15 protein-coding genes and 1 pseudogene are annotated in these 21,262 nt (G+C 69.1%); 6 read left to right on the top strand and 10 right to left on the bottom strand.

Features of this window, described 5'->3' with window-relative positions; translation table 11 throughout:
- Positions 1-109: 109 nt before the first annotated feature.
- The gene (locus tag AC3WL8_RS20130) at positions 110-898 is read right to left on the bottom strand and encodes an MHYT domain-containing protein (RefSeq protein ID WP_211982014.1); all 789 of its coding nucleotides are present in this window, start codon (positions 896-898) and stop codon (positions 110-112) included.
- Between the two features lie 230 nt (positions 899-1,128).
- On the opposite strand from AC3WL8_RS20130, the pseudogene AC3WL8_RS20125 reads away from it, so the two are divergent.
- The 4 genes and pseudogenes from AC3WL8_RS20125 to AC3WL8_RS20110 all read left to right on the top strand — a co-directional run bounded on the left by AC3WL8_RS20125 (position 1,129) and on the right by AC3WL8_RS20110 (position 5,569).
- A pseudogene (locus AC3WL8_RS20125) lies at positions 1,129-2,620 on the top strand (MATE family efflux transporter).
- Positions 2,621-3,068: 448 nt separating this feature from the next.
- Positions 3,069-3,530: a tripartite tricarboxylate transporter TctB family protein gene (locus tag AC3WL8_RS20120; protein ID WP_153953356.1), complete on the top strand. Its 462-nt coding sequence runs from the start codon at positions 3,069-3,071 to the stop codon at positions 3,528-3,530.
- A gap of 12 nt (positions 3,531-3,542) precedes the next feature.
- Positions 3,543-5,045: a tripartite tricarboxylate transporter permease gene (locus tag AC3WL8_RS20115; RefSeq protein ID WP_013953637.1), complete on the top strand. Its 1,503-nt coding sequence runs from the start codon at positions 3,543-3,545 to the stop codon at positions 5,043-5,045.
- A 221-nt stretch (positions 5,046-5,266) separates the two neighbouring features.
- The gene (locus tag AC3WL8_RS20110; RefSeq protein WP_153953357.1) at positions 5,267-5,569 is read left to right on the top strand and encodes a helix-turn-helix transcriptional regulator; all 303 of its coding nucleotides are present in this window, start codon (positions 5,267-5,269) and stop codon (positions 5,567-5,569) included.
- A gap of 100 nt (positions 5,570-5,669) precedes the next feature.
- Here the strand turns inward: AC3WL8_RS20110 and AC3WL8_RS20105 are convergent, their stop codons facing one another.
- The 8 genes from AC3WL8_RS20105 to AC3WL8_RS20070 form a co-directional block, all read right to left on the bottom strand.
- Positions 5,670-6,446 carry a DUF4397 domain-containing protein gene (locus AC3WL8_RS20105; protein WP_013953635.1) on the bottom strand — a complete coding sequence of 259 codons (777 nt, stop codon included), beginning with the start codon at positions 6,444-6,446 and terminating at the stop codon, positions 5,670-5,672.
- A 340-nt stretch (positions 6,447-6,786) separates the two neighbouring features.
- On the bottom strand, positions 6,787-7,809 hold the full coding sequence (locus AC3WL8_RS20100; protein ID WP_013953634.1) for a diguanylate cyclase: 1,023 nt from the start codon (positions 7,807-7,809) through the stop codon (positions 6,787-6,789).
- A 53-nt stretch (positions 7,810-7,862) separates the two neighbouring features.
- Positions 7,863-8,882, bottom strand: coding sequence for a chemotaxis response regulator protein-glutamate methylesterase (locus AC3WL8_RS20095; protein WP_013953633.1), 1,020 nt, complete (start codon positions 8,880-8,882; stop codon positions 7,863-7,865).
- Positions 8,879-11,134: a hybrid sensor histidine kinase/response regulator gene (locus AC3WL8_RS20090; RefSeq protein WP_211982012.1), complete on the bottom strand. Its 2,256-nt coding sequence runs from the start codon at positions 11,132-11,134 to the stop codon at positions 8,879-8,881. The genes AC3WL8_RS20095 and AC3WL8_RS20090 overlap by 4 nt, the downstream gene beginning before the upstream one ends.
- Positions 11,131-11,817 (bottom strand): chemotaxis protein CheW, encoded by a 687-nt coding sequence (locus AC3WL8_RS20085; RefSeq protein ID WP_013953631.1) that lies wholly within the window; start codon positions 11,815-11,817, stop codon positions 11,131-11,133. Before AC3WL8_RS20085 ends, AC3WL8_RS20090 begins: the two co-directional genes overlap by 4 nt.
- Positions 11,810-13,081 carry a CheR family methyltransferase gene (locus tag AC3WL8_RS20080; RefSeq protein WP_153953360.1) on the bottom strand — a complete coding sequence of 424 codons (1,272 nt, stop codon included), beginning with the start codon at positions 13,079-13,081 and terminating at the stop codon, positions 11,810-11,812. The genes AC3WL8_RS20085 and AC3WL8_RS20080 overlap by 8 nt, the downstream gene beginning before the upstream one ends.
- A complete protein-coding gene (locus AC3WL8_RS20075) occupies positions 13,078-13,554 on the bottom strand; it encodes a chemotaxis protein CheW (protein ID WP_013953629.1) in 477 nt (158 codons plus the stop codon). Before AC3WL8_RS20075 ends, AC3WL8_RS20080 begins: the two co-directional genes overlap by 4 nt.
- Before the next feature lie 18 nt (positions 13,555-13,572).
- Positions 13,573-15,189, bottom strand: coding sequence for a methyl-accepting chemotaxis protein (locus AC3WL8_RS20070; protein WP_211982011.1), 1,617 nt, complete (start codon positions 15,187-15,189; stop codon positions 13,573-13,575).
- Between the two features lie 284 nt (positions 15,190-15,473).
- Between AC3WL8_RS20070 and AC3WL8_RS20065 the strand changes: the two genes are divergently transcribed.
- Both AC3WL8_RS20065 and AC3WL8_RS20060 read left to right on the top strand, forming a co-directional pair.
- Complete coding sequence (locus tag AC3WL8_RS20065; RefSeq protein WP_013953627.1) at positions 15,474-16,802, top strand: putative bifunctional diguanylate cyclase/phosphodiesterase; 1,329 nt, start codon at positions 15,474-15,476, stop codon at positions 16,800-16,802.
- Positions 16,803-17,100: 298 nt separating this feature from the next.
- Positions 17,101-19,929 (top strand): DUF6600 domain-containing protein, encoded by a 2,829-nt coding sequence (locus AC3WL8_RS20060; RefSeq protein ID WP_211982010.1) that lies wholly within the window; start codon positions 17,101-17,103, stop codon positions 19,927-19,929.
- A gap of 156 nt (positions 19,930-20,085) precedes the next feature.
- Here the strand turns inward: AC3WL8_RS20060 and AC3WL8_RS20055 are convergent, their stop codons facing one another.
- Positions 20,086-21,258 carry an ABC transporter substrate-binding protein gene (locus AC3WL8_RS20055; RefSeq protein WP_013953625.1) on the bottom strand — a complete coding sequence of 391 codons (1,173 nt, stop codon included), beginning with the start codon at positions 21,256-21,258 and terminating at the stop codon, positions 20,086-20,088.
- Positions 21,259-21,262: the final 4 nt, after the last annotated feature.

Raw genomic sequence — 21,262 nt, 5'->3', positions numbered from 1 at the left:
GTGGGCGGTGAAACCGCAAGCTTAACCCGGCGGCCGCGTTCATGCAGCGCGCCGGGTGCGTTCCCGGGAGGAATGTGCGGGAATGTCCCCGCGACCGGTGCAGCCGATATCAGGCGGTATCGCGCGTCCGTGCCACGGGCAGGACTTCAGCCCCGGTGCGGGTGGCTTCCACCACCAGGATCACGAGCAGCGTGATCAGCGTCAGGGCGAACACCGCATAGCCGATGCTGTCGCCCTCGATGGCGAACAGGCTGGGCGCGTAGGTCGGGCTGGTGCAGATCATCGTGCCCGCCGACATGCCGGTGTAGTGCATGCCGCAGACGGCAATGCCCATGACCACCGCCGCTGCCAGCTGCTTGCCGCGGGTCTTCACCGTGGTCGCCAGCCACAGCGCCACCACCGACACCACCACCGCGATCACCACCGACAGCCCGATGATGGCCAGGTCCCAGTCGAAGCGGGTGTTGGAGCGGATCGCCGCCATGCCGGTGTAGTGCATCGCCACCACGCCCAGCCCGGTCAGCACGCCGCCCTTGAACACGTTGTCGGTACGGCTGCCGCGCGGGCGCGAGGCGATCGCCAGCCCGGCGCCGGCCAGCACCATCACGACCACCAGCGAAGCCAGCGTCATGAACAGCCCGAACTCGCGGTGCGTCGGGGTCTGGTAGGCCACCATGCCGATGAAATGCATCGACCAGACCGCGCCGCCGCCCAGCGCCACGCTGGCGCACAACAGCCGGTCCACATCCAGGCGGCCGTCGGGCATGCGCACGCGCCGCGACCAGCGCAGGCCAACGTAGGCGCCGCAGACAGAGATCAGGAACGACAGGCCCACCATCGGCCAGTCATAGGCAAACGGCACCAGGGCGCCGGAAACAGGCTGGAAACCGACAAACATGACCCCACCTCTTCGTTTTGACTGCGACTGAAGGGCGCACGCGCATGCCGGGCATTCCTTCCGGCAGCCGGCCTGGGACGCGGTGCTCCCGCGCCGAGTATGCAGGGGGCCGCAACTGGAGGGGAATAACTCATTCAGGTAAAAAGCGCGGTACCGTGGCCGGCCGCGTGTCCTTGTAGCCGCCTCCGGGCAGGAATAGACTGGGCGGATTTCCCCATGCGCAACGCCTCATGAAGCCAGACGCCAGACTGACCACCCGGCCCGATCGGCCGCACCCTGCTGCTGTTCTCGCTGCCGGTGCTCGGCAGCAACATCCTGCAGCCGCTGAATGCCTCGATCAATTCGGTCTGGGTCGGCCGCTTCCCGGGCGAGGCCGCGCTGACGGCAACCTCCAACGCCAACATCATCCTGTTCTTCCTGCCGGGCGTGGTGTTCGGCATCAGCATGGCCAACACCATCATGATCGGGCAGGCCGTGGGTGCGCGCGACCTGGACGAGGCGCGCCGCGTGGTCGGCACCAGCACCACCTTCTTTGTCGGGCTGTCGGTGCTGGCCTCGGCGCTTGGCTATTTCTATACGCCGGCCATCCTGGCGGCGATGCACACGCCGGAAGACGCCGCGCCGCTGGCGGTGAGCTACCTGCGCATCATCTTCCTGGCGCTGCCGTTCATGTACTTCTACAACTTCGTGATGATGACGCTGCGCGGCGCGGGCGATTCGCGCACGCCGTTCTGGTTCATGCTGTTGTCCGTGGTGCTGGACGTGGCGCTCAACCCGGTGCTGATCTTCGGCATGGGTCCGATCCCCCCGCTGGGCATCGCGGGCTCGGCGCTGGCCACGCTGATCGCGCAGCTAGTGAGCCTGGCGGCGATGATGGTGCTGCTGTACCGGCGCCGCCATTTCCTGCTGCTGCACCGTGGCCAGCTTGCACTGCTGCGGCCCGATCCGGCAATCCTGCGGGCGCTGGTGGTCAAGGGCCTGCCGATGGGCCTGCAGATGGTGGTGATCTCGTCGTCGGCGATCGTGATGATGGCGCTGGTCAATGCCTATGGCTCGCAGACCACCGCCGCCTACGGCGTGGCCTCGCAATTGTGGACCTATGTGCAGATGCCCGCGCTGGCGGTAGGCGCGAGCGTGTCGTCGATGGTGGCGCAGAACGTCGGCGCCGAGCTGTGGCAGCGGGTGTCGCGCATCACGCGCGTGGGCCTGCTGATCAATGTGGTGATGACCGGTGCGCTGGTCGCGCTGATCTATCTGTTCAACCGGCATTCGCTCGGCCTGTTCCTGGGCACTGACGGCGTGGCCACCGGCATCGCGCAGCATATCAACGTGGTGGTGCTGTGGTCGTTCATCCTGTTTGGCTTCACCATCGTCATCTTCGGCACGGTGCGCGCCACCGGCGCGGTGATGGCGCCGCTGGTGATCCTGTTCCTGTCGATGTGGGTGATCCGGCTGCCGTTCGCGTGGGCGCTGGGCCCGCGCATCGGCGCCGAGGCGGTCTGGTGGAGCTTTCCGCTGGGCTCGGTGGTGTCGCTGGTGCTGGCGGCTGGCTACTACCGCTTCGGCAACTGGCGCCGCAGCCATATCCTGCCCACCGTGCCGCACCCGGCGCAAGCCGTGGGGCAGGCGCCCGATACCAGCATGGGAACGCCCTGCGAAGACGCGGGCGAGGTCGTCGAGGAGGCCGCCCCGGCAACACCCGAGCCCGCAGGCGTGCGCTGACCTGCAGCGGCCCGTGATCGTGTCGCCGGCTTTGAAAGCCATTCGAAAGATCGGTGTGTCATCGTGCCATCGCTGGCACTCCCTCCCAGCGCACGCGTCGCCTGCCTGGCCAGAGCAGGCGTGCGCGTCTTTCCGGCCGCGCCTTGCCTTGACGCAAGTGCGCGTGCCGTCTTGTTCGTCTGACATTCCCGTCGCCTTTACTCCCGGATTCTTCACAAGTAAATACATCACGTTGTGATGCATTTACTTGTGCGCATCGGCTGGAATTGCCTTGTTTTCAAGGGGTATCGGTGAATACCCCTAAAACAAGACAAATGAAAGGCACCTGAAAGATCACGTCTCTAAGGTTCGGGTCAACCGTCGGGGAGCATGCAGGGCGCATGCCTTGCCGTCCGAGCCAGTGCGCGCCCCCCGGCACGGCATTTCGTGAACTTTGAGGAGAATCGTTTTGCGCATACGCAGCCAAAAGGACTTTGCCTCCGGCCTGATGTTCGTTCTGGTCGGTCTGGGCTTTTCCTGGGTCGCTCGCGGCTATTCCATGGGAACGGCCGCGAAGATGGGACCCGGATATTTTCCATTCCTGCTGGGACTGGTGTTGGCAGTGCTCGGGGCGGTGGTGCTGCTGTCCTCGCTGTCGTCCAGGGGGGAGGAAGACCATCTCGCCCGCTGGGACCTGAAGACGCTGCTGTGGATCCTCGGTTCGGTGGTGCTGTTCGGCCTGCTGCTCAAGCCGCTGGGCATGGTGCTGTCGGTGTTCGTGCTGGTGATGGTGTCCTCGATGGCCAGCCATGAATTCAGCTGGAAGGGTGCGCTGCTCAACGCCGTGGTGCTGGTGCTGATCAGCCTTGGCGCATTCGTCTACGGCATCAACCTACAGATGCCGGTGTGGCCGGCCTTTATCACCGGTTAAGGAGCGCCGACCATGGAATTGATTGATCACCTTGCGCTGGGCTTTTCCACGGCCCTGTCGCTGCAGAACCTGGCCTACGCCTTCCTGGGCTGCGTGCTGGGTACCCTGATCGGTGTGCTGCCGGGCCTGGGGCCGCTGGCTACCATCGCCATGCTGCTGCCGGTGACCTACACGCTGCCGCCGGTGGCCGCGCTGATCATGCTGGCCGGCATCTACTACGGCGCCCAGTACGGTGGTTCGACCACCGCCATCCTGGTGAACCTGCCTGGTGAATCGTCCTCGGTGGTGACCACCATCGATGGCTACCAGATGGCGCGGCGAGGGCGAGCGGGGGTGGCACTTGCCACCGCCGGTCTCGGCTCGTTCTTCGCCGGCTGCGTGGCGACGCTGATCCTGGCCGCCTTTGCCACGCCGCTGTCGGAACTGGCGTTCAAGTTCGGCCCTTCCGAATACTTTTCGCTGATGGTGCTGGGCCTGATCGGCGCCGTGGTGCTGGCTTCCGGCTCGCTGCCGAAAGCCGTGTCCATGATCGTGCTGGGCCTGCTGATGGGGCTGATCGGCACCGACGTGAACTCGGGCGCCGCGCGCTTCTCGTTCGACGTGCCGGAACTGACCGACGGCATCGACTTCGTGGCGCTGGCCATGGGCATGTTCGGCTTCGCGGAAATCATCGCGAACCTGGAGCAGAAGGAAGCCCGTGAGACGTTCACCGATAGCGTGACGAACCTTTGGCCGACAAGGGCAGACTTCAAGCGCATGATCCCGGCCGTGCTGCGCGGGACGTTCCTGGGCTCGGCCCTGGGCATCCTGCCGGGCGGCGGCGCGGCACTGGCTTCGTTCGCGGCCTACTCGCTGGAAAAGAAGACCTCGAAGTACGCGCATGAATTCGGCAAGGGTGCGATCGAAGGCGTGGCCGGTCCGGAGTCGGCCAACAACGCCGCGGCGCAGACCTCCTTCATCCCGCTGCTGACGCTGGGCATTCCGCCCAACGCGGTGATGGCGCTGATGGTCGGTGCGATGACCATCCACAACATCCAGCCCGGCCCGCAGGTGATGACCAGCAACCCGGCGCTGTTCTGGGGCCTGATCGCCTCGATGTGGATCGGCAACCTGATGCTGATCATCCTGAACCTGCCGATGATCGGCGTGTGGGTGAAGCTGCTGACCGTGCCGTACCGCTTCCTGTACCCGGCGATCCTGGTGTTCTGCGGCATTGGCGTGTACTCGGTCAACAACCAGACCTTCGACGTGTTCATGGCTGCGGGCTTCGGCATCATCGGCTACCTGTTCCTGAAGCTGCGCTGCGAACCGGCACCGCTGCTGCTGGGCTTCGTGCTGGGACCGATGATGGAAGAGAACTTCCGCCGCTCGCTGCTGCTCTCGCGCGGTGACTTCAGCGTGTTCGTGACGCGCCCGCTGTCGCTGGGCCTGCTGATCGCAGCCGCCGCCCTGGTTGCCGTGGTGGCCCTGCCGTCGATCAAGGCCAAGCGCGAAGAAGCGTTCCAGGAAGAATAGCGCCACGCGCGCTCCCGGGATGGCGCCGGCCTGGCTCATGCCGGACGGCGCACGCAACGCAAGCATTCGGGGTGCCTTCGCGCACCCCGTTTGCTTTCGCGGGCCGATCGCGCTGCGCGTCCGCCCGTCATCCATACCAGAGAGTGCCCGACTGCGGCAGCAGTCATGGGCTGCGCATGATGATCAGGATTCCCGCACCGTCGGGTGCGCCGACAGCGCCCATGAAACCGCCTATCTTTGACCGGTTTTTCTCACGTATCTATGTGCTCAAGCTCGTCCAGTCGAGCCCGTCCACGGTCCTGAGCCTGGTCGACCGGCTGCGCGAGCGGGGTATCGACAAGAATATCCGCTCGTTGCGGCCGATCCTGCGCAGCCTGATGATGGCGCGGGCCATTACTGCCGAGCTGGTTGAAGGTAGTGGCCGCGTTTATTGCATCACCGAGCAGGGGCGGGCGGAGCTGGAGGCCTATATGTCGCACCTGGCGGTGCTGAAGGCGGAGCTGGAGCCGGGGGAGGAAGCGTAGGGCAGTCAGCCGCCACCCGTCAGACAAAAAAGGCCGATCCTTCGGACCGGCCTCTTGCATGCTGCCCGCCTGCCGCAGGCAGCTAGTTGCAAGCACGCTGTTACTGCGTTACGAGCTCAAGACCAGCTTGCGACTCGTCATCACCACGCGCCACCAGCACCTTGATCTTGTTCGGCGTGAGCCCGCCGATGCCGTCGACCGGGATCGTGGTGATCAGCCAGTCGGCATTGTTCGCCAGCGTCAGCGCGCCCGAGTCAAAGATCACCGTCTTGGTGCCCGCCGTAGTGATACGCAGACGATAAGTGCCGCCGTCCAGGTCAAGAGAGTCCTTGCCTGAAGCCGGCGAGGCCTGCTTGTATCCCACCGCGCCGAAAGTCGGCGCCACCGAATTCAGGTCGATCGCCGGGATGGTGATGTAGACATCGACGTTCTGCGCGTTGAACGAGGCGTTCAGGGAGCGCACGCGGGCCTTGTTGGACAGCAGGCCCTTTTCGAACGGATCGTCGATCGTCAGCGTTTCTGCGGCGCTGGCACCCGGCAGCGCCACCACGGTGTATTTGTGGCCGGTGGCGGCGACCAGGGTGGCGCGGGCCAGTTCGGTCTGCGTGCCGGCGGTGTTGAACGATATCAGCTGGTTGCCGGTTTCAACGTTGAAGTAGGTCGAAACGAACTTGTACGGCTTGTTCACGAAGCTGGTCTTCACGCCGTTCTGCAGCACGTCGACATTGGGACCGCCGGTGATGGCGTGGATCACGCGGATGGTCGGCTTGCTCAGCCCGATGCGGTCGCCGAGATCGTCGTCACCGCCGCCGCAGGCCGACAGCACCGCCGTGGCGGCCAGCGCCAGGCCTATCAAAAGTGTCTTGGATCGGAACATGGATCACCTCTTACCGTTCATTGGATTCAGGGACGTGCTGGCCCATGCCCGCGCGGGCGCGCCGGTAGCGAGGCCAGTTCGCTATCTGCTTGCTTGGCGTGCAGGCGCGGCGAAGCGCTTGCCGTGATGCAAAGATAGGCATCAACCCAGGGGCGAGACAGCCACGGGGTTCCGAATCGCATGTCGGACGATTCCGACATGCGATGACGCGTGCGTGCGCGGCGGGGCGGCCAGGCCCGCAGGCGCGGGGCCTCGGCGGAGGTGGGCGTGCCAGGTGGCGCGGTTGGCCGGGTGGCTGCCAGTGTGTAACTGGTTGTTGCAGCTGTGCTGCTGCCGTGACTCAGCCTTGCGACATCATCACCACCTGGTTGCGGCCATTGCGCTTGGCCTGGTAGAGGCCGGCATCAGCCGTCTCCACCAGCCGGTCCGACGGATCGCCAGGCTGGGGCACCAGCACCGCGCCGCCGATGCTGACAGTGACGCAGTCGCTGGTGGGCGAGCCGCTGTGGGCGATGGCCAGCGCCTGCACCGCGCGCCGCACCTTCTCGGCCAGCAGGCGCACGCCGCCCGGAGAGGTCGCCGGCAGCACCATCGCGAACTCTTCACCGCCGAAGCGCGCGGGCAGGTCGGCGGCACGCGCGCAATTGTCGCGGATCACCGCGGCCACGCGGCGCAGCACCTCGTCGCCGGCCACGTGGCCGTAGGTGTCGTTGTAGGCCTTGAACGCATCGACATCGATCATCAGCATTGCCAGCTGGGTCTGCTCACGCTGTGCGCGACGCCATTCGGCGCCCAGGTACTCATCGAAATAGCGCCGGTTGGACAAGCCGGTCAGGCCGTCTGAATTGGTCAGACGCTGCAGCTCCAGGTTGGTTTCCAGCAGCTGTTGCTGGCTTTGCCGCAGCGCGCGATAGGCCTCGTCGCGCTGCAGCTGGTTCAGGTACGAGCGCGAGTGGTAGCGGATGCGCGCAATCAGCTCGATGCTGTCGGGCAGCTTGACCAGGTAGTCGTTGGCGCCGGCGGCAAACGCCGCGCCCTTGGTCGCGGCTTCTTCCTTGGTCGACAGCACGATGATGGGGATGTCGCGCGTGGCGGGATTCTCGCGATAGCGCTGCACCAGCGTCAGGCCGTCCACGCCCGGCATGACCAGGTCCTGCAGGATCACGGTGGGCTTGGTGCGCTGCGCCACCGCCACGGCCTCGTCGGGCTGCGAGCAGTAGTGGAAGTCGATGTCGGGCTCGGTGGAGAGCGCGCGGCGCACCGCTTCGCCGACCATGGACTGGTCGTCCACCAGCAGCACCATGGCAAGGTAGTCCTTGTCGGATGCAGGCGCTGCGGGTTGGTTGGGTGATTCGGGTTGCATGTTCAGTTCCTGGTGTCACGGTCCCGGTGCCGGCCGGGACGTATTGCATTGGGTCAAAGCAGCGCGGCGCCGCCGCATGCCTGCACCAGCCGCGGCGCGATGCGCGGCAGCGGCAGGATCTCCGCGGCCGCGCCCATGGCTGCGGCGGCCTTGGGCATGCCATACACGGCGCTGGTGGCGCGGTCCTGCGCGATGGTCAGGAAGCCGCGCTCGCGCATGGCCTTCAGCCCCAGCGCGCCGTCGCGGCCCATGCCGGTGAGCAGCACGCCGATCACGTCGCCGCGCCAGTGCTCTACCACGCTTTCGAAGAAGACATCGATGGAGGGGCGGTACAGGTAGTCGCAGGGCTGCTCGGTGTAGGACATGCGCGTGGGGCTGGCCAGGCGCAGGTGGTCGTTGGTGCCGGCCAGCAGCACCGTGCCGGCCTGGGGCGCGTCGCCGGCGCGGGCAATGCGCACCGGCAGCGCGCACTGTCCGTCGAGCCAGTCGGCCATGCCGGCGGCAAAGGCCTCGTCCACATGCTGCACGGTGACCACGGCGGCGCCGAAGTCCGCCGGCAGCGCCCCCAGCAGCGTGGCCAGCGCGGCCGGGCCGCCGGCCGAGGCGCCGATTGCCACCAGCCGCGGCGCAGCCACTGCGCGCGGCGCCGCCGTCAGTGTGTGCTGCGGGGCCACGCGGCCCGCCAGCAGGCGGCCGATATTGCGCAGCTTGCGCAGCAGCGCCCCGGCGGCAAGCTGGGCATCGGGCTCGGCCAGCGTGGGGGTGTCGACCGCGTCGATGGCGCCGTGGCCCATCGCGTCGAACACCTGCGAGGCGTTGCGGCCCAGGTCCATGGTCACTACCACGATCGCGCAGGGGGTGGCGGCCATGATCCGGCGCGTGGCCTCGACCCCGTCCATGACTGGCATCAGCAAGTCCATCAGGATCAGGTCCGGGGTCTGGCGCGCGGCCATCTGCACCGCCTGTTCGCCGTCGCCGGCGACCCAGGCGATCTCGAACGACGGATCCAGCGCAAGCGCGCGGCGCAGCGCGGCTACCGCAAGCGCCGAGTCATTGACGATGCCGATTTTCATGAACGTGCCTCGCCGATCAGGTCCTGGACCGCGTCGAGCAACGCGGCGTCGTGGAAACTGCCCTTGGCCAGATAATAGTCCGCGCCGGCCTCCAGGCCGCGCTGGCGGTCCTGTTCGCGGTCCTTGTACGACACCACCATCACCGGCAGCTGCCGCAGCGCGGCGTCCTGCCGGATCCGGCGCACCAGCTCGATGCCGTCCATGCGCGGCATGTCGATGTCGGTGATGACCAGGTCGAAGGGCTCGGCGCGCAGCACATTCCAGCCGTCCATGCCATCGACCGCCACCGCCACATCGTAGCCGCGCCCGGCCAGCAGCTTGCGCTGCAGCTCGCGCACGGTGAGCGAGTCGTCCACCACCAGCACGCGCCGCGCACGCGCCTGGACGCTGGCCACGGCCGCCTGCCGCACGCCTTCGATGCGGCCCTCGGAGACCAGCTTCTCGACCGAGCGGATCACGTCCTCGACATCGAAGATCAGCACCGGCGTGCCGTCGTCGGTGAGGCTGCCGGCGGCAATGTCGCGGACCTTGCCCAGTGCCGCCGGCAGCGGCTGCACCACCAGCAGGCGCTCGCCCAGCATGCGGTCGACGGCAATGCCATAGATGCGCTCGGCCTCGCCGATGACCACCACCGGCACTTGCTCGCGCACGTTGGCAGCGTCGCCCTCGGGGCGTTGCAGCACCTGCGCGGCGCTGACCAGCCCGATGGCGCGGCCTTCGTGGCGGAAATGCTGGTGCCCTTCGGTCTGCTCGATCTCGCTGCGCGCCACCGAGGTCGCGCGCAGCACGCGGCCCAGCGGGAAGGCATAGGCTTCGCCCGCGACTTCCACCAGCAGCGTGCGCACTACCGACAGCGTCAGCGGCAGCTCCAGCCGGAAGTGCAGGCCCTGGCCCGGCTGCTGCGTCAGGCGCAGGCTGCCGCGCACGCGGCGCACCATCTCCTGCACGGCGTCCAGGCCCACGCCGCGGCCGGAGACCTCGGAGACCGTGTCGCGCATGCTGAAGCCCGGCAGCAGCAGGAAGTCGAGCAGCTCTGCCTGCGACAGCCGCGCCGCGGTCTCTTCGGACGCAAGCCGCCGCCGCACGATGGCGCGGCGCAGGGCATCCAGGTCGACGCCTGCGCCGTCGTCGAAGATCTCGATGACCAGGCGGCCCGCATTGTGGCGCGCCTGCAGCGTGACGCTGCCCTCCGCCGGCTTGCCCTGCGCCGCGCGCACCCCGGGCGCTTCGATGCCGTGGTCGACCGCGTTGCGCAGCAGGTGCGCCAGCGGCGCGTCCAGTGCTTCCAGGATGTCGCGGTCCACCTGCGTGCCGGCGCCGATCAGCTCCAGGTGCACCGGCTTGCCCAGCGCGCGCCCGAGGTCGCGCACCATGCGCGCGTAGCCGGTCAGCGCGTCCGCCAGCGGGCGCATGCGCGAGGCCAGCGCGCTGTCATAGAGCCGGCGCGCCAGCCGCGTGGCGCGGTGATCGTATTGTTCGAACTCTTCCAGCCGCGCGGCCAGCTGGTCGTGGCCTTCGTCCAGCAGCTGGCGCAGTTCGGCCAGTGCGGTGTGCGCAGCCGCGCCAGGGTTGCCGTCCGGTGCGTCCCGCAAGGCTTCCTGCAGCGCATCGACGGCGCGCAGTGCGCGTGCCTGTTGCCGCCTTGCTTTCTGCAGCGAGGCGCCGAAGGGGCGCAGCCAGTGCGACTCGACCATGGCCTCGCCGGACAGCGCCAGCAGCTGGTCAAGCGCATCGGCATTCACGCGCAGCATGCGCTCTTGGGTGTCGTCTGCCGGTATCGCGGGCGCTGGTTCCGGTAACAGGGCCGGGGCCGGCGCTGGCGGTGCCGGCACGACCAGCGCCCCGGCACCGCCATCGACCATGCCGAGCCGCTGCACCACTGCATCGATCTCGGCGCGGCCCGCATGCTCGGCCCAGCCCGGATCGCCGCCGGGCGGATGGCCGATGCGCAGCAGCAGGTCGGTGCCTTGCAGCAGCGCGTCGATATGCGCGGCGGTCAGCGGCAGGCCGCCCTGTGCGGCGACCAGGCAGTCTTCCATGGCGTGTGCCACCCGCACGCCGCCATCGAGCCCGACGATGCGGGCAGCGCCCTTGAGCGAGTGGGCGGCACGCATGCAGGCTTCGAGCTGCTCGGCCGCTGCCGGGTTGCGCTCCAGCGCCAGCAGGCCGGCATTGAGGACTTCGGCCTGGGCATCGGCCTCGAGCGCGAACAGTTCCAGCAGCGAGGCGTCGCGCAGTTGCTCGGGATTCATGCCAGGCTCCTGGCCAGCGCCTGGCGCACCAGTGCGGCATCGAGCAGCCCGACGCTGCGGCCCTGGTCGAGGAAGAGCGCCTGCGTATAGCGCGCCGACGCCCGCGCTAGGGTGGCGGGCAGCGGCTGCAGCGCGGGCTGCGGAACGCGGGCGATGCCGGACACCTCGGCCACCGGCAGCGCAATCGCGGCGCGGCCCTGCCCGAGGATCAGGAAGCGGCTGCCGCTGGCGCTTTCACCGGCGCCCGCGTCGAACAGCCGCGCCAGCGACAGGCAGGCCAGCAGGTTGCCGCGCACGGCGGCCAGCCCCAGCACGGCGGCATCGCGGCGGTGCGGCAGCGAATGGATCGGGCAGGGGGCGGTGACTTCGCCCAGCGCGGCGGTCGGCAGGGCCAGCCATTCATCGCCGATGCGGAACACCAGGCAGGCCAGCGCGATGCCGCGTTCGGCCGGCAAGGCCCCGTCATCGTCGGTGAGCGTGGCGGCATCGGGCAGTGCGTCCGGCACGACGTCCAGCCGTTGCGCGTCCAGCAGCATGGCCGCGGCCTGGGCGTAGGTCGGGCAGTTGCGGCAGTGCGCGTGCTCGGCCAGCGCGGGGCACGAGCCGTCGCCGCGCACGCCGATGCGCCGCCAGCAGTCGTCGACGTTTTCGGTGCGCAGGGCAATGCCTTGGGGCTCAGCCATGGTGCTTGCGGGTGTGGCGTTGCGCGCGCTGGCGCAGGCGCATGGCGCCATCGTGATCGCCTTCGGTATCGAGCAGCGCGGCCAGGTGGTACAGGCTTTCCTGGTGCGCCGGGTCCAGGTACAGCGCCTTGCGGTAGGCGGCATGGGCCTGCGCGGTGCGGCCGGCGGCGTCGTGCAGCACGCCCAGCATGCAATAGGCGTCGGCGTTGGCATCCGGGGCGCGCTCGAGCAGCGCCAGGCAGGCGGCGGTGGCGGCCTCCAGCTCGCCGCGATCGGCCTGGGCGGCAATGACAGCCAGCGCGGCGCGCTGATCGTTGCCAGGCGCGGGCGCGGCGGGCCGCAGGGGTGGGCGCGTGAGCGGGGCAGGCCGCAGCGAGGCTGGTGGCCTCGGCAGCCGTGGCGGTGCGGCCATGCGGGGCGGCTGGGCCGCGTGCACGGGCACACGCGGCGCCGCCCTGGCGGCTGGCACGGCGGACGGCTTGCGGAAGGCAAAGGTCAGCGGCAAGCCGACCGGCTCCAGGCCCTGCGAGCTCAGCACGCTGGCTTCGGCCGGCCCGACAAAGAGCAGGCCGTCGGCAGCGGCCAGCCGCGCCAGCGTCTGCACCGCATGCCGTTGCCCCGGCGCGTCGAAGTAGATCAGCAGGTTGCGGCAGAACACGAAGTCATAGGGCGGCTCGCCGGCGAGCAGGCCGGGATCGACCAGGTTGCCCTGCAGCAGCCGCACCTGCGCGCGCACGCGTGCATCCAGCACATAGCCGGTGGGCGTGGCCGTGAAATAACGGTCGCGGAAATCCAGCGGTGCGCTGCGAAAGGCGTTTGCGCCGTATTCGCCCAGGCGCGCGCGGGCCAGCGCGCGGGCGCTGATGTCCACTGCATCGATGGCAAAGCGGCCCGCCGGCACGCCCGCATCGAGCATGGCCATGGCGATTGAGTAGGGCTCTTCGCCGGTGGAGCAGGGCAGGCTCAGCACGCGCAGCGTGCGCCTGCCGTCGGCAAAGGCGCGCTCGGCGGCAAGGCGGCCCAGCGCCAGCAGCGCTTCGCGATGCCGGAAGAACCAGGTCTCGGGCACCACGACGGCCTCGATCAGCGCCTGGAATTCATCGGCGGTGCCGTGCAGCAAGTCCCAGTAGGCCTGGGTGTCCGACGCCTGCCGTGCCTGCTGGCGCTCACGCACGGCACGTGCCACTGCGCCGGTGCCGATGGCGCCCGCGTCCAGGCCGATGCGGGCTTTGAGCAGGGCCTCGATGTGCGTGGCAGTGCTCATGCCGCGGCCTCCCCGGCGGTGTCGGCAAACAGCATGGCATGGACGTCGTCCGGCAGCAGGGCCTCGACCCGCACCCACTGCAGCAGGCCGCGCGCGTCGTGCCGCACCGGCCCCAGGTAGCGCGGGCTGGCCCCGCCGATGCCGCCGTCGACAAACGATTCCGCCGGGCAGCGCAGGGTCTGGGTGGCCGATTCCAGGCGCAGGCCCAGCAGCCGGCTGGCCTCGCCGCCATGGCGGCGGTAGTGGACCAGCACCGTGCGCGTGCTGGTGCGCAGCGCCGCCGGCACGCCGGTGGCCAGCGCCGGCAGGTCGATCACCGGCACCGGCTGGCCGCGGCGCTCCATCAGGCCCGCCACCCAGGCCGGCGCGCCGGGGATCTGCTTGAGCCGCGTGAGCGGCAGCACCTCGGCCACCTCGGCGGCATCGAGCGCATAGTGGTCAGCGCCGAGGCGGAACAGCAGGAAGAGTTTCATGGCGGCGGGGCGCAGGCCCTAGACCTTGAAGCGCGATACGCCGCTGCGCAGGTCGTTGGCCACCAGCGTCAGTTCGTCGATCGCCTGGCTCGACTGGCGCAGCGACTCCACGGTCTGCTGCGCGGCCTCGGACAGCTGCATCAGTGCCTGGTTGATCTGCTCGGCGCCGCCGGCCTGGGCCTGCATGCCTTCATTGACCATCAGCACGCGCGGCGCCAGCGACTGCACCTGCGCGATGATCTGCGACAGCTGGTCGCCCACCTGCGTGACCTCGGACATGCCGCGGCGCACTTCCTCCGAGAACTTGTCCATGCCCATCACGCCCGCCGACACCGCCGACTGGATCTCGCGCACCATCTGCTCGATATCGTAGGTGGCCACCGCGGTCTGGTCGGCCAGGCGGCGGATCTCGGTCGCCACCACGGCAAAGCCGCGGCCGTACTCGCCGGCCTTCTCGGCCTCGATCGCGGCGTTCAGCGACAGCAGGTTGGTCTGGTCGGCCACCTTGGCGATGGTGGTCACCACCTGGTTGATATTGCCGGCCTTTTCGTTGAGCGTGGCGAGCTTGGCATTGACCGAGCCGGCGGCGTCCATCACATGCTGCATGGTGCCTTCCATGCGCGACAGCCCCACCTGGCCGGTGCCGGCCAGCCCGGCCGCCTGCTCGGCGGCGCTCGAGACTTCATGGATGGTGCGCACCAGGTCGCGCGCGGTGGCCGAGATCTCGCGCGAGGTCGCGCCGATCTGCGTCGTGGTGGCGGCGGTCTCGGTGGCGGTGGCCTGCTGCTGGCGCGCCGTCGCGGCGATCTCGTTGACCGAGGTGGTGACCTGGATCGCGGTGCGCTGCGCCTGGCCCACCAGCGAGGTCAGCTCGCCCGTCATCTGGTTGAAACCTTCCTCCACTTCATGGAATTCGTCCTTGCGGCGCAGCGCCATGCGCAGGCGCAGGTCGCCGCCGCGGATGCCGGACAGCAGGTTGACGATCGACTGCATCGGCACCGTGATCGCGCGCAGCAGCAGGTAGCCGCAGACCACGGCGACCACCAGGGCCACGATCAGCGCCGCTTCGATGCCGATCTTGGCGGCACCGACGGCATCGTCGATACCCCGCGCCGCCCGCGAATTGACCGCGCTGTTGTCGTCCACCAGGTGCTGGGCCGCCTTGCGCGCCTCGACCCAGCGGTCATGCGCTTCGCCGCGCAGCGCTGCCGCGGTGGCGGCGCCGTTCCACTCGCCCTGGCGGGACAGGATGTCGGAGGCCTGCTCGTAGCGCGCGCGCACGTCCCGATAGGCCTTGAAGGCGACGCGGTCTTCGTCGCGCGTGATCGAGGTCTCGTACTGCTGCTCGAGCTTGTCGAGGCGGCCGGCGGCGTCCTGGCCTTGCTGCTGGAAGCCGCGGCGCTCAGCCGGGTCGGTGGCATTGATGGTCTGCCACGCCAGCACATAGCGCTCGCCCCAGACGCCGCGGATGCCGGTGCTGTAGTTCAGCCCGGGCAGCGCGTCCTGCAGCATCAGCGTGGTTTCGCGTTCGATGGCGCTCAGGCGGGTGTAGGCAACAACGCCCATCAGTGCCATGACAAGCAGGATCAGCGAGAAGCTTGCCAGGATGCGCGTGCGGATGGTCCATTCGTTCACGGTGAGGTCCCGGTGATGTTCTTGTTCAGGAGCGGCCGTTCCCCGCAAAGCCGCCTCAGGGGCGCCGCTCCGGGGCAAGCAGGAGGTCGCGGGGCGGCGGGGGCGGCCTGATGCGCGGTAGGGTACTGTAAGCCGGGAACCGATTCAACGCGCAATGCGGCGCCGTTGCGCGGCCGCATAGCCGGTCCCGCCGCAATCGGAACTGCTTGATTTTTTCCAAGTTTTCGTCACACTTGCTAAATTGCTAGCAGGTAACAATGTCGACAATTACAGATGGGGCAGGGATGGTGGCCAAGTCGGGGGCGAAGGCGGCTGGCGCCTCGCCAGGCTCGGATCTCGATCCGCTGACCGGCGTTGACAATCGCCAGGGATTTCTGAAGCGGCTGGAGGCACGCCTGCAGAGCGAGGCGGTGCCCCGTTGTGCATTGCTGCTGATCGGCATTGACGATTTCCGCGCCTTCAACGACATGCACGGGCATGCCGAAGGCGACCTGATCCTGCAGCGCGTGGCGCGCCGCCTGCGCGACGCCTCGCCGCGCGACGCCGCCATCGGCCGCATTGGCAGCGACGAGTTCGGTGTGCTGCTCCCCTCCATTGCCGATCCCACGCTGGTGCGCCATGTTGGTGCGGCGATCCTCTCGATGCTGTCCTCCCCGCATGAGAGCGCCGGTCGCCGCCACCATGTGCTGGCCAGCATCGGCGCCTGCGTGATCCCCGCCGCCGGCGAACAGGGTTCGGACGTGCTGGCCGCGGCCAGCCTGGCGCTGGCCCGCGCCAAGCACGACGGCGGCCGCACCATCCGCTTCTTCAAGCCGCAGATGCGCTCGGACGTGACCACGCGGCTGTCGCTGGTGCAGGCGCTGCACGAAGCCTATGCCCAGCGCCAGTTCGAGCTGCTGTACCAGCCGCAGGTCGACCTGCGCGACGGCCGCGTGCACGGTGCCGAGGCGCTGATGCGCTGGCGCCATCCGACCCGCGGGCTGCTGCCGCCCGCCGCCTTCATCGACGCGCTGGCCGGCAGCAGCATCGCCAGCGATGTCGGCATGTGGCTGCTGCAGACTGCCTGCGCCCAGGCGCGCGCGTGGTCGCTGGCCTTTCCCCAACCGCCGCGGGTGGCCATCAACCTGTTCGCGGCCCAGCTGTCCGAAAGCCGGCTGCTGACCGAGGTGCGCCACGTGCTGCGCGCGCTGGAACTGGCGCCGGACTGCCTGGAGATCGAGATCACCGAAACCATCGCGCTGCAGCAGGGCGACGAGGTCGCGGACCAGCTGCAGGCGCTGCGCCGCGACGGCGTGACGCTGACCTGCGATGACTTCGGCACCGGCTATGCCTCGCTCAGCTTCCTGAAGTCGTTCCCGGTGGACCGGCTCAAGATCGACCAGTCCTTTATCCGCAACGTGACCGAAGACCCGGTCGATGCCGCAATCGTGCGCTCGGTGATCAGCGTGGGCGCAAGCCTGCACATTGGCGTGGTCGCCGAAGGCGTGGAAACGACCGAGCAGCGCGACTTCCTGCTGGCCAACGGCTGCCATGAGGCGCAGGGCTACCTGTACGGCCGCCCGATGCCGGCCGAGCGCCTGACCGAAATGCTGCGCCAGCAGTCCGGCCGCTGAGCCGCCTCTGCCCCCGTTCCGCCCGTCTCCGCTCCCCGCGCTGCCAGGGAAGTTGTTTCCACCTTTGACGGCGAGCCTGCCCGTCCCGGGCACCCGCTGACCCCCCGCCGGCCCGCAGCCTGCCCGGGACAGCGCTGCGGCCTGCGCTGCATTGCCGCATGGCGAAATACGAACTTACAAAGTCTGCCGCGCCGGGCGTGCCGCGGCATCCGGGGCAATGTATGGTGACATTAGGGTTGCCGCTGACATCGGCCGGCCGCCCCGGTGCGTTATGCGTTTTGTCCCGGCCCTGACTTCCATGTTCGATTCTTCCCAATCTGTCCCCCCTGCTCATGTCCAACGCCGTGGCAGGCTGGCGCTGACGGCCCTGGCCGCTGCCGCCGGCCTGGCGGTGGCGGCTGCTGCACTGGCCCAGGTGCCCGCCGGCCCCCCCGGCGAGGTCTATCTTGATGCGCCGGCGACTGACGGCCAGTACCAGCAAGCCGATCCTTCCTCGCGCATTGCCACGCTGACCGCCGTCGACGGCAACCTCAGCTTTGCGCCGGCAGGCTCGGACGACTGGGCTGCCGCCGGCCTGAACCGGCCCATCACCACCGGCGACCGGCTCTGGCTGGACCACGGCGGCCGTGCCGAGCTGCACGCCGGCACGGTGGCGGTCCGGCTGGGCGGCGCCACCGCGGCCAGCATCCTGAACCTGGACGACAGCGCCACGCAGGTTAAATTGACCCAGGGCACGCTGCAGCTGCGCGTGCGCGCGCTGCCGCCGGGCCAGACAGTCGAGGTCGACACCCCCAACCTGGCCTTCGTGCCGCGCGAGCCGGGCGACTATCGGCTGGACGTGGCGCCGGACGGCAGCACCACTACCGTGACCATGCGCCACGGCAGCGCCGTGGTCTATGGCGACAGCCGCTCGATCGAGCTGCAGCGAGGCGATCGCATGCGCTTTGCCGGCACCGACCTGGCCGACGCCGGTGGCGGCGGCGCGCCGGAAGATGCCTTCGACCGCTGGACCGCGGCACGCGATGCGCGCGAAGACGCCTCGCCGTCCGCCCGCTACGTGCCGCGCGAGATGCCGGGCTACGCCGCGCTGGACGGCTACGGCGACTGGCAGGAAGACCCCGGCTACGGCGCGGTCTGGTTCCCGCGCGTGGTCAGCGCCGGCTGGGCACCGTACAGCGCCGGGCACTGGGCCTGGATCGCCCCGTGGGGCTGGACCTGGATCGACGACGCGCCCTGGGGCTTCGCGCCTTCGCACTACGGCCGCTGGGCCTATGTGGGCTCGCGCTGGGGCTGGGTGCCGGGCCCGCGCGTGCGCCCGTGCTACGCCCCGGCGGTGGTGGCCTTTGTCGGCGCCAGCGGGCCGAACTGGAGCGTGCGCGTTGGCAGCGGGCCGGGCGTGGCCTGGTATCCGCTGGGGCCGCGCGACGCGTACCGGCCGGTCTATCGTGCCAGCCCGACCTATGTCGCCCGCATCAACCGGGTCACCGTTAACAACATCGTGATGGGCGACCGCCGGCCTCCGCCTTACGCCAACCGCAACGTGCCCGGCGCCATCACCGGCATGCCGGCACGCAATTTCGTCGAAGGCCGCCCGGCGCACGGCATGCATCGCGACGAATGGCGCAACCTGCCGGCAGGCGAGGCCAGGGGGGCGCCGCCGGTGGCGCCGGTCAAGAGCAGTCTGGTGGGATCGGCCCCGATGCGGCCGCTGCCGCCGCAGGCCCGCCCTGGCTTCGAGCGCCAGGCCATCGCCGCCCGTCCGCCGGGCCGGCCCGCCACGGACGACCTGGCCCGCCGCTTCGCGCGTGAGGGCGGGGTTGTGCCCGGCGCCGGCCCAGCCTGGCGCGGTGGCAATGAACGGCGGCCCGGGCGCGATGTGCAGCGGGCACCCGATGTGCGCATGAGCCAGGCAGCCATCGCCGCGCGCGACCACACGCCGCCGCAGCCGCGCGCCGGCCGCGGCGATGCCGATGGCCCCGCACGTGGCGATCGCGGCGATCGCAACTATTCGAACGCCCCGGGCGAACCCTGGCGCGGCAACGGCCGCGGCCAGAGCAGCCGGCCCGACGAAGCGCGCGGCTTTGTTGGCCAGCCGGGCCAGCCGGGCGGACCGGCCGACGCGCAACGGCAGGCGCAGGGCATGCAGCGCGAACAGCAGCAGGCTTTGCAGCGCCAGCAGATGGAACAGCAGCGGGAACAGCAGCGCGCGCTGCGCGAGCAGCAGCGGCAGGGGCCTGATCTGCAGCGGCAACAGCACGAGGCCCAGCAACGCGACGCCCAGCAACGCCAGTGGCAGGACCAGGCCCGCGACCAGCAGCGCCAGCAGGATCAGCAGCGCATGCAACAGCGCCAGTGGGCGGATGGGCAGGACCGTCCCGATCCGGCGCGGCAATCGCAGGACATGCAGCGGCAGCGCTTTGAGCAGCAACGGCAGATGCAGGATGCCCAGCAACAGCGCCAGATGCAGGAGCCCCAGCAGCAACGGCAGATGCAGGAATCACGGCAGCGCCAGACGCAAGACGTCCAGCGCCAGCAGATGGAGCAACAGCGCCAGTCCGAAGCCCAGCAGCAACGGCAGATGCAGGAATCGCGGCAGCGCCAGGCGCAAGACACCCAGCGCCAGCAGATGGAACAACAGCGCCAGTCCGAAGCCCAGCAGCAACGGCAGATGCAGGAATCGCGGCAACGCCAGGCGCAGGACATCCAGCGCCAGCAGATGGAGCAACAGCGCCAGTCCGAAGCCCAGCAACGCCAGGCCGCCGACCAGCAGCGCCAGCAGGTGGAGCGCCAGCGCCAGATGGCCGAGCAGCAGCGGCAAATGCAGGAGGCGCAGCAGCGGCAGGCCGAGGCGGCCCAGCGCCAGCAGATGGCACAACAACGGCAGATGCAGGAGCAGCAACGCCAGGCGCAGGAGCAGCAACGGCAGCAGGCCATGCAGCGCCAGCAGGCGGAACAGCAGCAGCGCCACATGCAGGAGCAGCAGCGTGCCGCGCAGGAGCAGCAGCGTGCGACGCAGGAGCAGCAGCGGCACCAGCAGGACCAGCAACGGCAGATGCAGGAGCGCCAGCGGCAGCAGATGGAGCAGCAGCGCCAGCAGCAGCAACAGCAACAGCGCGCCCAGAACTGACGCGGGCGGATGGAGGCGCGCAACGGGCGCGACGGCGATCGCCGGCAGTAGCACGGCCCGCTTGACGGAGCCCGTAAGGCAGAAACCCCCGCAGGCCTCGCGGCCTGCGGGGGTTTGTTCTTGCGCGGCGCCGCGCGGGCGGCGCCCCAGCCTGGCTTACTTCGCCAGCTCCGACAACCGGACCTGCGAAATCTTGCCGTTCTGCACCCAGCCGACGATGGTGTCGGCCATCGACCCGCCCTTGGCGTCGATGCCATCGACTTCGTTGGGGTTGACCTCCTTGGCCAGCCCCTTGACCGCGTCGGGCATCTTCGCCCGGATCGCTGCCGCGTCGCTGGTGGTGCCGGCCAGCTTCATCGCACCGGCCAGCGCGTACACCATGGTGTAGTTCAGCGACATCTCGGTGGTGGCATCGCGCCCGTCATGCAGCTTCTTGTACCTGGCGTTGAAGTTCTGCGCGGCGGGGCGGCTGTCGTTGACCAGCGGCAGCACGCCGATGGAACCTTCCAGCATGCCCAGGCCGTTGGTGACCTTGGCCATTTCATCCATCTTGGCTTGGTCCATCACGATAAAGCCGCCCTTGAAGCCCAGTTCGCGCGCCTGCTTGACCACCAGTGCGGTCGGCTCCGACGGGCCGCCGACGAACATCACGTCCGGCTTCTCGCTCATCGCGCGCGACACGCCGCTGTAGAAGTCGGTGGCCTTGGTGTATGACATCGGATTGTTGGCCACCACCTTGCCGCCGGCCGATTCCCACGCCGGCACGAAGGCCTGCACCCAGGCCTTGGCGTAGTCGTGGTCGGCCGGGGCCAGCGCCACGTTCTTGCCGTAGCGCTTCATCTGCGCCTTGACGAAGGGCTCGATATAGCCGGTGTACGCTGGCGGGATGCGGATGGTCAGCTTGTTGCCGGCGTCGGTGATGCGCGGCACGCTGGAGTAGGCCATCACCAGGAACTTCTCCTGCTCATTGAAGGCCTGCAGCGCGAAGATGCCGCCCGAATGGGGCACGAACACCGCCGGGGTCTTGTGCTGCTGCACCAGGCGGCGCCCGTTGATGGCGGCCTCGGCGGGCGAGTACTTGTCGTCCAGCGCCACCACCTCCAGCTTGACCTTCTTGCCCTTGACTTCCAGGCCGGATGCATTGATCTCGTCCACCGCCATCTGCACGCCCGACAGCACGTTCTTGCCATACAGCGCGGCGCCGCCGGACAGCGGCCCGGTATAGCCGATCTTGACCACTTCCTGCGCCAGTGCGGTGCCAGAGGCCAGCATGGCGGCCACGGCGGTGGCGGCCAGCGGGAAGATACGGCGCATGATCTTGCTTTGCATTGTC

The organism is Cupriavidus sp. FW305-F7, from assembly GCF_058782875.1.
Note: the sequence above shows the minus strand (reverse complement) of the source record. Positions and strands in the feature narration are given on the sequence as shown.